This window comes from Sciscionella sediminilitoris (assembly GCF_000737195.2).
Lineage (GTDB): Bacteria > Actinomycetota > Actinomycetes > Mycobacteriales > Pseudonocardiaceae > Sciscionella > Sciscionella sediminilitoris.
Map to the genome: position 1 here is coordinate 22,614 of NZ_JALM01000142.1, position 12,752 is coordinate 35,365.

Here is a 12,752-nt window from a genome sequence, read left to right on the forward strand (position 1 = left end):
GAGATCGGGGCCACTCGCGAAGCTGACGAAATCACGTCTCCGAGGGGAGGCATCGTGAGTGTGCTCGACTCCATCATCGAGGGCGTGCGCGCCGATCTCGCCGAGCGCGAGGCGGTGCTCCCGTTCGAGGAACTGAAGAAGCAGGCCGCGCAGGTGCCCGACGCCCAGGACGGGGTCGCCGCGCTGCGCCAGGCGGACGTCAGCGTGATCGCCGAGGTCAAGCGGCGCAGCCCGTCGAAGGGCGAGCTCGCGAACATCGCCGACCCCGCCTCGCTGGCCGCCGACTACGCGGACGCGGGCGCCCGGGTGATCAGCGTGCTCACCGAGCAGCGGCGGTTCGGCGGATCGCTCGCCGACTTCGACGCGGTCCGGGAGCGGGTGCGGATTCCCTTGCTGCGCAAGGACTTCATCGTCACTCCCTACCAGGTGCACGAGGCCCGGCTGCACGGCGCCGACCTGGTGCTGCTGATCGTGGCGGCACTCGACCAGAACGTGCTCTCCGCGCTGCTGGACCGGGTGGAATCGCTCGGCATGACCGCGCTCGTGGAGGTGCACAACGCCGAGGAGGCCGACCGGGCACTCGAGGCGGGCGCCACCGTCATCGGGATCAACGCCCGCAACCTGCACACCCTCGAGGTGGATCGGGATGTGTTCGGCAAGCTCGCCCCCGGTCTTCCGCCGGACGTGCTCAAGATCGCCGAGTCCGGGGTGCGCGGTCCGGGCGACCTGATGGCCTACGCGGGCTCCGGAGCGGACGCGGTGCTCGTCGGGGAGGGGCTGGTCGCCTCCGGTGACCCCAAGGCTGCGGTGAACAAGCTGGTCACGGCGGGCTCGCACCCCGCGTGCCCGCGGCCGAGCAGGTGAGCCCGGTGGTCACGCACGCACACGAGGCGACCCCGCACGATCCGGACGCGCGCGGGCACTTCGGCGAGTACGGCGGCCGATTCATGCCCGAGGCACTGATCGGGGCGCTGGACGAGCTCTCCGCCGAGTACGACAAGGCCCGCCTCGACCCGGCGTTCACCGGCGAGTTCGCCCGATTGCTCCGGGAGTACGCGGGCCGTCCCTCGCTGCTGACCGAGGCGAAGCGGTTCGGCGAGCTCTGCGGCACCCGGGTGTTCCTCAAACGCGAGGATCTCAACCACACCGGCTCGCACAAGATCAACAACGTGCTCGGCCAGGCACTGCTCACCAAGCGCATGGGCAAGAAGCGGGTGATCGCCGAGACCGGGGCGGGGCAGCACGGGGTGGCCACCGCCACCGCGTGCGCGCTGCTCGATCTGGACTGCGTCGTCTACATGGGCGAGGTGGACACCGAACGCCAGGCGCTCAACGTGGCCCGGATGCGGCTGCTCGGTGCCGAGGTCGTTCCGGTGACCACCGGTTCGCGCACCCTCAAGGACGCGATCAACGAGGCGCTGCGGGACTGGGTGACCAATGTCGAGGACTCGCACTATCTGCTCGGCACGGCCGCGGGTGCGCATCCCTTCCCGGTGCTGGTGCGCAATTTCCACCGGGTGATCGGGGAGGAGGCACGGTCCCAGGTGCTCGAGCAGACCGGGCGGCTGCCCAGCGCGGTGCTCGCCTGCGTCGGCGGCGGCTCCAACGCGATCGGGGTCTTCCACGGCTTCATCGACGATCCGGATGTGCGCCTGGTCGGTTGTGAACCGGGCGGGCACGGCATCGAGTCCGGGGAGCACGGTGCCTCGCTCACCGAGGGCAGTCCCGGGATGCTGCACGGTGCGCTGTCCTATCTGCTCCAGGACGAGGACGGGCAGACCACGGAGGCGTACTCCATCTCGGCGGGCCTGGACTATCCCGGTGTCGGGCCCGAGCACTCCCATCTCAAGGACACCGGCCGTGCCGAATACCGCGCGGTCACCGACGATCAGGCCATGCAGGCGCTGAAACTGTTGTGCCGCACCGAGGGCATCATTCCCGCGATCGAGTCCGCACACGCGCTCGCCGGCGCGATCGAGCTCGGCCCGGAAATCGGACCGGACGGGCTGCTGCTGGTGAACCTGTCCGGGCGCGGGGACAAGGACATGGAGACCGCGGCGCGGTACTTCGGATTGGTAGACGAATGAGTTTGCAGGCGCTGTTCGAGACCACGCGGTCGGAGGGCAGGGGCGCGCTCGTCGGTTATCTCCCCGCCGGGTACCCGACCGTGGCGGACGGGAAGCGCACCCTGACCGCGATGCTCGACTCCGGCTGCGATCTGGTCGAGGTCGGGGTGCCCTACTCGGATCCGGTGATGGACGGGCCGACCATCCAGGCCGCTGCGGATACCGCGCTGCGCAACGGTTTCCGGCTCGCCGACGTGTTCAGCACCGTCGAGACGGTCGCCGCGGCGGGCGGGCGCGCGGTCGTGATGACCTACTTCAATCCGGTGCACCGCTACGGTGTCGAGCGGTTCGCCCGCGACCTCGCGTCCGCGGGCGGGCTCGGGGTGATTACCCCGGACCTGGTTCCCGACGACGACGCGGGCTGGTGCGCCGCGGCCGGCGCCGCCGGACTGGACCGGATCTTCCTCGTCGCGCCGTCCTCGAGCGAGGAACGGATCGCGCTCACCGCGAACGCCTCCAGCGGATTCCTGTACGCCGCGGCGGTCATGGGGGTCACCGGTGCACGGGCGACCCTGTCGGACACCGCGGCCGAGACCGTGGCCCGCGCGCGCAGGCACACCCAGCTGCCGATCGGTCTCGGGCTCGGGGTGCGCTCCGCGCAGCAGGCCGCCGAAGTCGCCGGGTTCGCCGATGCGGTGATCGTCGGCTCCGCCTTCGTCACCGCGGCAGGGGAATCGGAAGCGGCGGTGCGCGCTCTGGCCGGGGAACTCGCGGCGGGAGTGCGCGGTCAGGGCGCGATGACCTCGACCGTAGGGAAGTAGTCCCGGTACCGGCGCGCGTCCCTGGTCAGCAGCCGCAGTCCGGCGACAGCCGCGTGCGCCCCGATGTAGAAGTCGGCCAGTGAACTGGTTTCCGTGCCGCCGTGCTCCTTGTAGCGCTGGAAGGCTTTTCCGGCGAGAAAGGAGCCTTCCCACGGGAACGGCTTGCGGGCGAAGACCTTCTCGCTGAGCGTCGCGTCACAGGTTTCGTAGTCGGCGAACCGTACGGATACTTCCGCATAGATAATCGGATTGATCACCAGCGGTCCTTCCCGCAAGGCGGTGCCGAGCGCAGTCGAGGACCAAGCGAACCAAGTTTCGTCCTCGGTGAGGATGTCGACCAGAATGTTCGTGTCGACCAGTGTTGCTCACCGCACCGGGGCGAGCACCGTGCGTCCATCCGCGGTGCGCAGGGCTTCCACCCGCGCTCCGTAGTGCTGCCACAGCACCTCGGGGGTGAGCACCTCGGCGGGTGGCCCCGAGGCAACCGCGCGGCCGGAATCCAGCAGTAGCACGGTATCCGCGTACAACATGGCGAGCGTGAGGTCGTGCAGCGTGGTCACCACGGTGCTGCCGTCATCGGTGCGCAGCCGGTCGACCAGATCGAGCAGGGACTGCGCGTGCCCGATGTCCAGTCCGGTGGTCGGTTCGTCGAGCAACAGCACCTCGGCCTGCTGGGCCAGCGCCCTGGCGAGCACCGCGCGCTGCCGCTCACCCCCGGAAAGGGTGTGCAGTGCGCGGTCGGCCAGTTCGCTGAGATCCAGGCGCAGCAACACATCCGCGACGATGCGCAGATCGGCGGCGCTCTCCCGGGCGAAGGGACCGAGGTACGGGGTCCGGCCGAGCAGCGCGTAGTCGGTGACGGTGAGCCCGGCGGGCAGCTGCGGGGTTTGCGGGGCGTAGGCGTGCGCGCGGGCCCGCTTGCGCCGTCCCAGACCGGCAAGCGTGGTCCCGTCCAGGCTGACCTCGCCCCGGTGCGGTATCAGTCCGGCCGTGGCCTTGAGCAGGGTGGATTTCCCCGCCCCGTTGGGTCCGACGATGGCCAGCCAGGATCCGGGCGGCACCGTGAGGTCCACCCCGGCCACCTTGTCGTCCCCGCCGTATCCCGCGGCGAGCCCGCGCAGCTCAAGCCCGTCCATTGCGGGCCCCCTTGCGCAGGATCACGAGGAAGAAGGGTGCGCCGACGCAGGCGGTGACGACCCCGAGCGGGAGTTCGGCTGGGGCGAGCACGGTGCGCGCCGCGACATCCGCGGCGACCAGGAAGGCCGCTCCGCCGAGCAGGGACAGCGGGATCAGGATGCGGTGGCTGGCGCCCACCAGCAGGCGTATCGCGTGCGGGACCACGATGCCGACGAACCCGATCAGCCCGCTCATCGAGACCGCGGCCGCCGTGGCGAGACAGGCCGCACCGAGCACGAGCATGCGCACCAGCCCGGGCCGGATCCCGAGTGCCGCGGCCTCCTCGTCGCCGAGGGTGAGCACGTCCAGCAGCCGCGCACAGCAGCACAGCACGATCCCGGCGAGCACGATGTAGGGGAGTACGGACAGGATCTGGGACCAGCCGGGGCTGCCGAGTCCGCCGAGCATCCAGCTGTACAGCTTGCTGATCGTGGTGGTGTCGAGCTGCTGCACGAAGGTCTGCACGGCGGTGAGGAACGCCGAGATCACCACACCGGCGAGCAACAGCGTCATGGTCCCGCGACCGGCCGCCCTGCCGAGGGTCCAGGTGAGTACCACCCCGCCGATCGCGCCCGCGAAGGCCACGATCGGCACCAGGCCACCCGAGGTGTCGGCCCCGGCGACGACCGCGACGGTCGCGGTGAGCCCGGCCCCGGCCGCCGCGCCGAGCAGATACGGATCGGCGAGCGGGTTCGCGAACACTCCCTGATAGGCGGCCCCCGCCCCGGCGAGTGCCGCACCGACCAGGCAGCCGAGCATGACCCGGGGCACCCGGATCTCCCAGAGGATCGCGGCCTCCTGCGCGGACAGCGGGGAGACGCCACCGGTGAGCTGTGCCCAGATCTCGCCGAGCACCCGGCCCGCGCCCAGATCGATGGCGCCGAGCAGTATCGCCCCGAGCACCACGGCGAGCAGCAGGAGCAGCGTCACCAGCAGGTGCCTGGCGCGCAGCTTCGTGGGGCGCAATCCCGGCTCCGCCGCCTGTTTCATCACGTGCCTTCTCTTCGGACCCGGTTCGATCGGCGGGCGGGTTACTTCCCGGCCTCGTCCGCCGCCTTGGCCACCTCGCGCACCAGGTCCACCAGCCTCGGGGTCCACCGCGCGGAGATGCTCGGGTCGAGTTCGATCACCTGGTGCCGCTGCACCGCCTTCAGCTCCGACCAGCCCGGGCGCGCACCGACGGCCGCGGCGGGTTCCTTGTCGGTGACGAAGATCAGGTCGGGGTTGCTCTGCAGTATTTTCTCCGCGGACAGCTGCGGGTAACCGGAACCGGCCTTGTCCGCGTCATCGGCGATGTTGCGCATCCCGAACATGCCGAACACGCTGCCGATGAAGGTCTTCGAAGTCGCCGTGTACAGCGTGCTGTCCGCCTCGTAGAAGTAGGAGAGCACCTTCGCGGGCTTCGGGGTGTCCTCCACGAGCTTGTCGATGTCGTGGCGCATCCGCTTGGTGGTGTCGTAGGCCTCGCGCTCGTGCCCGGTCGTCTTGCCGAGGGTGGTGAGCTGACCGTAGACACCGTCGAGGTCCTTCGGCGCCTTGACGAACAGCACCGGGATGCCGAGCTTGGCGAGTTTGCCGGAAAGCCCGTTCATATCGTCGGTAGCCACGACCAGATCCGGTTTGTACCCGGCGATCGCCTCGACATTGGGCTGGATCGAGGAAAGCTTGGTGCGCGGGACGCCCTCCGGGTAGTCGGAGAGCGAATCGGCGGCGACCACCTGTTTGCCCGCGCCGACGGCGAACAGGTCCTCGGTGGCGGACGGGCCGAGCGAGACGATGCGCTCCGGTTTGTTCTTGATCGTGAGCTTGGTACCGGAGGAATCGACCGTGACCGGGTAACCGCCGTCCTTCGGGGGAGTGGCGGCCTGTTCGGAGCGCTGCGCACAGCCCCCGGTGAGCAGCACGGCGATAGCGGTCACGACGAGCAACGATCGAGTTCGCACGACGCTTGAGGTTACTCGGTACCCTGCGGCTATGTCCGAGCACACCATCGTCACCACGACCACGGAGAGCGAGCAGGCGGCGTTGCGCATCGCGTCCGCGGCGATCGAGGCGAACCTCGGCGCCTGCGCGCAGGTCAACGGGCCGATCACCAGCGTCTACCGGTGGGAGGGCGCGGTGCAGACCGAGCCGGAATGGCGGGTGGACATCAAGACCGCCGCCGACCGGGTGGCCGCGCTCACCGAACACATCCGGGTCAATCACGACTACGACGTGCCCGAGATCATTGCCACACCGATCACCGGAGGCAGCACCGAATACCTGGACTGGCTGATCAGCGAGACCCGCTGAGCCCGGGGTGCACCGCCGCGGCGATCGCCCGCGCGGTGTGGCCACTCCCTTGCGGCACAAGGACTTTGGGGTCGTCCGCATACTGGTCGATGGCTCCGGCCCTGGACAGTCCGCGCAGTTGCGGATCGGTGATCCCGGCGAGCAGGGCGTCCGCGAACCGTTCCGCGTGCAGCACCCGGTACGGCCGCGCGTGGTACGGACGGATGGCGGTGTCGACCGGTTCGGTCAGCTCCAGCGCGTTCTGCGCCGTTGCCAGGCGCCCGTAGGCGCTCGCCAGCGCCCGTTCCCGTTCCCCGGCATCGCGAGCTCCCGTGGCGCTGTGCAGTACGGGCGCCAATTCCCGCGCGAGTTCCAGCCGGGCGAACGCGTTGCCGAGCCACTTGCTGTACGGCGGATACCGGCGTTCGAGTAGGAAGCACAGCCGCATCAGTTCACGCGCCAGCCGGGCGGCCACCACCGAGGCACCCAGCTCGTCCCCGGTCTCCGCGCACCGGCCGGGGAACGCCTCCTCCTCACTGATCTTCTGCCACTGGCAGGCGAGGATGTAGCGCCACACCTGGTCCGGGTACCAGGACAACCGGGTCCGGGCGGCGGTCAGTTCACCGGTTCCGTCGTGGAACACCGCGCCCCCGGTGACCTCGGCGAGCAACTGGGCCGGGGTGGCGAGCCAGTCGAAGGTCGTGAGCTCGGCGGGATCGAAGCCGAGCCGGGCGCCGAACCACGTGGCCAGCCCGGTCACCTCGAGAGCGCCGGGCAGTCGTGGGTGACCGCGGACCTCCCGGGGCAGTGCGCGTTCGGCGCGTGCCGCGAGCTCACCGGACTCGTCGGTGACGAACACCTGCAGTCGAGGTCCCCAGTCGTGATCGGTCGAGCGGTTCGTGTCGAAGCCCAGCACCTCCGAACCGGGACCGAGCAGCGCGGCCGCGTGCGGGTGCCCGCCGAACACGGGAGCGAGGAATTCGCGGTAGCAGTAGCGGGACAACTCGATGCCCGGCAGGAAATCCGAAGGCGGTTCCGAAGACGACATGGCGGAGAGCATCCCGGCCACGCGGGGGAGCACGCCACCGAATTCACTACCATTGCGGGAATGCGATTCGAGGGCTTCGGGGAACACGCGGTCGAGTACTACGACGGGCTGCTCGCGGACAATTCGAAGGCCTACTACGAGGACAACAAACAGATCTACCTTGAGCAGGTACGTGCGCCGATGGAGGCGTTACTCGCCGAGCTGGAGCCGGAGTTCAGCGAGTTCGGTTCGGGGAAGGTGTTCCGCCCGTACCGGGATCTGCGGTTCGCCAAGGACAAGACGCCGTACAAGACGCAGTGTGGTGCTGTGATCGAGCGTGGCCGGGGCGGCGGTGCGCTGTATGTGCAGCTGTCCTCGGAGGGCCTGCTGGCCGCGGTGGGCTGCTATCACACCGAGACGGACCAGCTCGCCCGGTTGCGCGCCGCGCTCGACGAGGACCGGCGGGGCGGGGAGCTGCAGGATCTGACCGACCGGTTGGTACGCAAGGGGTGGGAGCTGCGCGGCGACCAGATGAAGACCAAGCCGCGCGGGGTCTCGCCAGAGCATCCGCGTCTCGAACTGCTCCGGTATCGCACGCTCTACGTGGCACGCAGCTGGGAGCCGGATGACATGCTGCACGATCGCGGGCTGTTGCGCAGGGTCCGGGATGCTTGGCGGCAGGCACGCCCGCTGGGGACGTGGTTTCTCGATCACGTGGGCGGGGGATAGGCAGCGGCTGGACAAAGGCTCGACAGCTCGCATTCCTCGCCGGCCGGAACCGAACCACCCGAACCCACAGCCCGGCCCCGGGCCAACCAGTACACCAACCTGGCCCCGACGGCCGTCGCGTCAACGAGGGCGCCCGATCAACCGTCGTAGCGGCGCTCGCCGCGCTTCGTGCTGCGCTTACGGAGGTGCTTGGAGGCCACGAAGTGTGTGAACTCGATCCACCACTGCTTGTCCTCCGTGCCGAGCTGGTATCGGACCAGCCCGACCATTCCACCCGAGGACGTGGGCATCCAGCCGTACAGAAACCCCGGCATCGGCTTGCCCACCTGCAGACACTCCTTGGCGTACGGGCGGCGCCGGTACCCGTCCTCGGGAAGCAGCAGGCTCGTCGTCACCCAAACCTTCTGCGGCTCGTCCAAGATCTGATACCGCGCGGGCCGTGCCAGAATCAGAGCTCGTCATCTGCCGATGCGCTCGCTGCCGAAGGCAGCCTTGTCATCAACCGCACGGGTTGCGTGCGCGTGGCACGAACACACAGCTGAACAAATCATCACTACTCGGCGGTGCCCTTTTAATCCGTAGGTCGTTGACCTTCCGCACCCGCCAGTCGTTCGCCCGCAGTGACTGCTTGCGTGCAGTGTGGAACACCAGCTCGTTGCCGCCACGGTTCCCGATCACCTCGCGCAGTATCGGCACCAACGATGCCGGGATCGGCACCGTACGCGGTTTGCCGTTCTTGGGTGGGCCCTCGCGCTGCACGCTGTTGACTCGTAGAACGAGTTGACGACGCGGATTCGGGGGTTCTCCAGGTCAACGCTCTGCGGATCGGTTCCGGGGTGAGTCCATCTCACCGGTTCCGGCGGACCGAAGGAGGTGGGTGATCTCGTCGTCGTAGATGGTCGCGGCGACGGTCGAGGGTGCCCGGATGCGTCCGTCGAGTTCGAAGGCGACCAGTCCGTGCAGTCGTGCCCAGATCCGGAGTCCCAGGGCGATGCCCTCCGGGGGGAGATCGGGCAGGGCGGCCTGCACGCGTTCGGTCAGCGCGTCGTCGAAGTCGGACCACTGGTACGCGGTCGAGGCGGCGGTGAGCCGGGAATGCGGCAGGGTGGCCTCCGCGAACTCGAGCAGGGGCATGCACATGTCGAAGTCCCCCTCCGGAGGGGGTGGGCACGGTGCCGAGCGGTGACCGCCGGTCGGGTCGTCGAAGATCAGGTGCCAGCCGGTCGGGTTCTCCAGTGCCCACTCGCGCACGGCGTGTGCCCAGGCGCGCAGCTGGCCGTCGACGCCCTCTGCTGCGGCGATGTCCCGGCTGTCGCGGGCGGCCCGCGCGAGGGCCGCGTACTGATCATCCCGGAGGGCGGCGACCAGGTCGTCGCGGGAGGCAAAGTACCCGTACAGGGCGTTGGGGGCCATGCCGATCTGACGCGCGACCGCACGGAGTGTCAGCGCCGACGGGCCTCCTTCGACGAGGAGACGCAGCGCGATCTCCTTGATCTCCGCCGTCGTACTCCGGCGCAGCCTCTCCCGTCTGGTCTCTACGGCCGTGTCGTCCACGCGCACCTCTCCAGCACTCGACGCCCTCGGATGTGGGGGCGGACAACAGTCTACAGTTCCTGTACACTGTCCTTACAGTGAACACTGTACAGTTTTGGTATGGCGTTCACATTCGACGTCATAACGACCTCGCCAAAGCGAAAGGAACGCAGATGAACCAGGTAGCGCAGACCGGTGAGACCCTCGTGGTGGGAGGAACCGGCAAGACCGGCCGCCGGGTGATGGAACGACTCGAGCGGGCGGGTGTCACCGCCCGTAGCGCCTCGCGTCGCTCGGAGCCGCCCTTCTCCTGGGACGACTCGACCACGTGGCCGGATGTTCTCCGGGGAGTCGATCGGCTCTACGCGGTGTACCCGGGGATGGGGACCGAGGAGGAGCAGGAACCGGTCGGCGAGTTCATTCAGGCCGCGGCCGCCGCGGGCGTGCGGCGATTCGTGCTGCTCAACATCTGGCCATCCGATTCCGCCGTCGGCAGCGCGCTGCGCGAGTCCGGAATGGAGTGGACGACCGTCACCCCAAGCTGGTTCAACCAGAACTTCAGCGACGACTACGTCCAGAAGTTCCGCGAGGAGATCCGGACCGGTGTCATGGCGACCTCGTACGGCGATTCGGCGTTCGCCTTCATCGATGCCGACGACATCGCCGACGTGGTTGTCGCCGCCCTGCGCGAGGATGGCCATGCGGGGGAGGAGTACTACCTGAACGGGCCTCGCGCGCTGACGTTCGCACAGGCCACCGAGGAGATCGGGAAGGCGCTGGGGCGCCGGATCGAGTACACCGAGCTCACTGTGCCTCAGTACGCCGAGCGGATGGTGACTTTGGGGCTGGACAAGGAACTTGCCGCCGCCATGGCCGAGACCGCGGACATCGTCGAGGAACCGTCAGGCGATGTGGAACGGGCGCTCGGCCGGGCGCCGAAGGACTTCACGGAATACGCGCGCGAGGCGGCCGCCACCGGCGTCTGGGGCTGAGGAGCCCGGACAGCCGGGCATGCAGCCAGTCGAATGGCCAGCGGTGCAGTGCCTCGGCCTTCTCGGGGTGATCGTCTGTGCAGAGGTCGTCCGGGATGAAGGCCACCACCTGCCACCGGGCCATGTCTTCTCGTAACGTCCTCCTGTGCCTCGCCTCGCCGGTTCACATGGGGCCACACATCTTTCGAACTGGTGTTCGAATACTCTTCAGGAGAACGCCGGACGCTCAGGGCTGTCAAGACTGGTGTGCGTGGTCACCATCGCGGGGTTGCGCTGCGCGAATGCGAAGCGTGCATACCTAAGCTGCGCGGGACGAAGGGAGTCGACGGTGGCGAGCGAAATCCCATGGGAGCGGCGTAACTACACCTCACCTGGTCAGATCGAGGAGGGTGTGTGCCTGGGGTGCCGGGACTGGCGCCCGATCGAGCTGCTGGCGCAGTACTACGGGCGCTGTTCGCCCGAGTGCGTCGAGAAGGTCAACGCTCGGGTTCAGGCTAGCGGCCGACCTGGTTGGTAGGGAATTCGATAAGGATGAGTCCGTCGATCGGCAGGGCTGGTGCCCGTGTCCAGGCATGCACGTGCTCGCGCGGGTGCCGACGCCTTGCCGATCGCGAATGAGTGCGTCTGTAGCTCATGCGGGCGGGGAGCTGTAATCGTTTGATTGCCTCATTATCGGCGGTCGCTCCACCGTAAACAACGGAATGCATTATTCCGAGATAGACGTAATTCCATAAATACGGCAGTTCTTGAACGGTTCGTAGATCGAGCATCATTCCGCGCCCGCTAGTGTCTTTTAGGGTTATGTGGTAACCGCCCGCATACTTCGTTACCTTTATCTCGTTCAACTCGTACGTTTTGACCCAGACATTGCCGTTGTACATCAGCCAGTCTGGGCCACAGGTCGTTGTCTTTCCGCGAATGAACAACAGTGGATAAGCGAAGGCTATCGCGATAATCAGCCACAAGTACCAGACGCTCACCCATACAAATGGGTTGCACGTCTTCGGTCCAACCGCGCACGCATCCATACACCACACAGAGACCCGCGAGTACTCCGGCCGCTCCGAAACCTTCAGCTTTCGGTACTCCGTCAGTGCCGGAGACGACCGGCTTGGCCGGGTCGGCACCATTGACACCGATGTCCATTCCGATTCCGAATGCCGTAATCGCAATGCCTGCGATAGGGGCACGTTTCAAAACTGGCATCGCGCCTTTGAGAATGGGGCCCGCGTTCTTGCTGACCCCGGCATCGTCCCCATGCACGGCTGGTGGATCTACGACAACCTCGTCGAATTCGAAGTCATGCACACCACCATCACCAGCAACGACCCCGAAGACCTCGAGCTCTACAACCACGCACTCGGCCAACTCTGGACAGCAGCGGTCACCGGTGCCGAACTCGGCCACCTCCTCGACGACCTTGCCTGGGCTCACAGTCAACAACCGGAAAAGGGTAGTAGTTTCACGGTGCTGCTCGCCAACAATTCGAAGGCCTACTACGAGGACAACAAACAGATCTGCCTCGAGCAGGTGCGCGCGCCGATGGAGGCCCTGCTCGCCGAACTGGAGGGGGAGTTCGGCGAGTTCGGTACCGGCAAGGTCTTCCGCCCCTACCGGGATCCGCGGTTCGCCAAGGACAAGACGCCGTACAAGACGCACTGCGGTGCGGTGCTGGAACGTGGCCGCGGTGGTGGGCGCTGTACGTGTCCTCGGAAGGGCTGCTGGTGGGTGCGGGCTGTTTCCACACCGAACCGGACCAGCTCGCCCGGCTGCGCACCGCGCTCGACGAGGACCGGCGCGGCGAGGAGCTGCAGCACCTGATCGACGGGCTGACCCGCAAGGGCTGGGAGCTGCGCGGGGACAAGATGAAGACCAGGCCGCGCGGTGTCGCGCCCGATCATCCGCGCCTCGAGCTGCTGCGGCATCGCACCCTGTGCCTGGTCCGCGAATGGGAGCCGGACAACCTGCTGCACGAGCGCGGCCTGCTGCGCAGGGTGCGGGATTCCCGGCGGGGCGGCGCGCCCGCTGACCGAATGGTTCGTCGACCACGTGGGTGTGTGATGAGGGCACCATGGTGACACGCGCCCCCGCGAGGGGGATCGATCCAGGAAGAGCGACTAGGTGTAGGAGGCCAGGA

Annotated in this window: 14 protein-coding genes and 1 pseudogene; 7 read left to right on the forward strand and 8 right to left on the reverse strand. The window is 67.9% G+C overall.

The genetic code is table 11. The features are described 5' to 3' along the window. Positions 1-54: 54 nt before the first annotated feature. The 3 genes from trpC to trpA are packed head-to-tail and all read left to right on the forward strand — an operon-like array spanning position 55 to position 2,887. On the forward strand, positions 55-864 hold the full coding sequence (gene trpC, locus AD72_RS33680; RefSeq protein WP_031470701.1) for an indole-3-glycerol phosphate synthase TrpC: 810 nt from the start codon (positions 55-57) through the stop codon (positions 862-864). Next, positions 843-2,087, forward strand: a complete 1,245-nt coding sequence (gene trpB, locus AD72_RS33685; protein ID WP_051899309.1) for a tryptophan synthase subunit beta — start codon at positions 843-845, stop codon at positions 2,085-2,087. The genes trpC and trpB overlap by 22 nt, the downstream gene beginning before the upstream one ends. Then, positions 2,084-2,887: a tryptophan synthase subunit alpha gene (gene trpA, locus AD72_RS33690; RefSeq protein WP_031470703.1), complete on the forward strand. Its 804-nt coding sequence runs from the start codon at positions 2,084-2,086 to the stop codon at positions 2,885-2,887. The genes trpB and trpA overlap by 4 nt, the downstream gene beginning before the upstream one ends. Here the strand turns inward: trpA and AD72_RS33695 are convergent. From AD72_RS33695 to AD72_RS33710, 4 genes are read right to left on the reverse strand one after another with little or no spacing between them, the layout of a single operon-like run. Further along, positions 2,854-3,246 (reverse strand): type II toxin-antitoxin system VapC family toxin, encoded by a 393-nt coding sequence (locus AD72_RS33695; protein WP_031470704.1) that lies wholly within the window; start codon positions 3,244-3,246, stop codon positions 2,854-2,856. The two genes, trpA and AD72_RS33695, sit on opposite strands and share 34 nt — an antisense overlap. A 6-nt stretch (positions 3,247-3,252) precedes the next feature. Further along, positions 3,253-4,023, reverse strand: a complete 771-nt coding sequence (locus AD72_RS33700; RefSeq protein ID WP_031470705.1) for an ABC transporter ATP-binding protein — start codon at positions 4,021-4,023, stop codon at positions 3,253-3,255. Further along, entirely contained in the window at positions 4,010-5,053 is a 1,044-nt protein-coding gene (locus AD72_RS33705) for a FecCD family ABC transporter permease (RefSeq protein ID WP_031470706.1), read from the reverse strand. The genes AD72_RS33700 and AD72_RS33705 overlap by 14 nt, the downstream gene beginning before the upstream one ends. Before the next feature lie 41 nt (positions 5,054-5,094). After that, positions 5,095-5,982, reverse strand: a complete 888-nt coding sequence (locus AD72_RS33710) for an ABC transporter substrate-binding protein (protein WP_051899311.1) — start codon at positions 5,980-5,982, stop codon at positions 5,095-5,097. A gap of 55 nt (positions 5,983-6,037) precedes the next feature. Between AD72_RS33710 and cutA the strand changes: the two genes are divergently transcribed. After that, positions 6,038-6,355: a divalent-cation tolerance protein CutA gene (gene cutA, locus AD72_RS33715; protein WP_031470708.1), complete on the forward strand. Its 318-nt coding sequence runs from the start codon at positions 6,038-6,040 to the stop codon at positions 6,353-6,355. Here cutA and AD72_RS33720 read toward each other — a convergent pair. After that, the gene (locus tag AD72_RS33720; RefSeq protein WP_031470709.1) at positions 6,339-7,382 is read right to left on the reverse strand and encodes a DUF4037 domain-containing protein; all 1,044 of its coding nucleotides are present in this window, start codon (positions 7,380-7,382) and stop codon (positions 6,339-6,341) included. The genes cutA and AD72_RS33720 overlap by 17 nt on opposite strands. Before the next feature lie 60 nt (positions 7,383-7,442). Here AD72_RS33720 and AD72_RS33725 point away from each other — a divergent pair, with 60 nt between their 5' ends. Then, the gene (locus AD72_RS33725) at positions 7,443-8,090 is read left to right on the forward strand and encodes a DUF2461 domain-containing protein (protein WP_031470710.1); all 648 of its coding nucleotides are present in this window, start codon (positions 7,443-7,445) and stop codon (positions 8,088-8,090) included. Positions 8,091-8,227: 137 nt separating this feature from the next. Here AD72_RS33725 and AD72_RS33730 read toward each other — a convergent pair whose 3' ends face one another. Both AD72_RS33730 and AD72_RS33740 read right to left on the reverse strand, forming a co-directional pair. Continuing rightward, complete coding sequence (locus AD72_RS33730) at positions 8,228-8,485, reverse strand: hypothetical protein (protein WP_156365508.1); 258 nt, start codon at positions 8,483-8,485, stop codon at positions 8,228-8,230. 415 nt (positions 8,486-8,900) lie between these two features. Next, positions 8,901-9,644 carry a TetR/AcrR family transcriptional regulator gene (locus tag AD72_RS33740; RefSeq protein WP_051899310.1) on the reverse strand — a complete coding sequence of 248 codons (744 nt, stop codon included), beginning with the start codon at positions 9,642-9,644 and terminating at the stop codon, positions 8,901-8,903. Positions 9,645-9,796: 152 nt separating this feature from the next. Between AD72_RS33740 and AD72_RS33745 the strand changes: the two genes are divergently transcribed. Next, positions 9,797-10,615, forward strand: coding sequence for an NmrA family NAD(P)-binding protein (locus tag AD72_RS33745; protein ID WP_031470714.1), 819 nt, complete (start codon positions 9,797-9,799; stop codon positions 10,613-10,615). A gap of 494 nt (positions 10,616-11,109) precedes the next feature. Here AD72_RS33745 and AD72_RS36980 read toward each other — a convergent pair whose 3' ends face one another. Further along, complete coding sequence (locus AD72_RS36980) at positions 11,110-11,595, reverse strand: hypothetical protein (RefSeq protein ID WP_156365509.1); 486 nt, start codon at positions 11,593-11,595, stop codon at positions 11,110-11,112. 487 nt (positions 11,596-12,082) lie between these two features. Between AD72_RS36980 and AD72_RS33750 the strand changes: the two are divergent. Then, positions 12,083-12,676, forward strand: a pseudogene (locus AD72_RS33750) (DUF2461 domain-containing protein). The last annotated feature ends 76 nt before the right edge of the window (positions 12,677-12,752 follow it).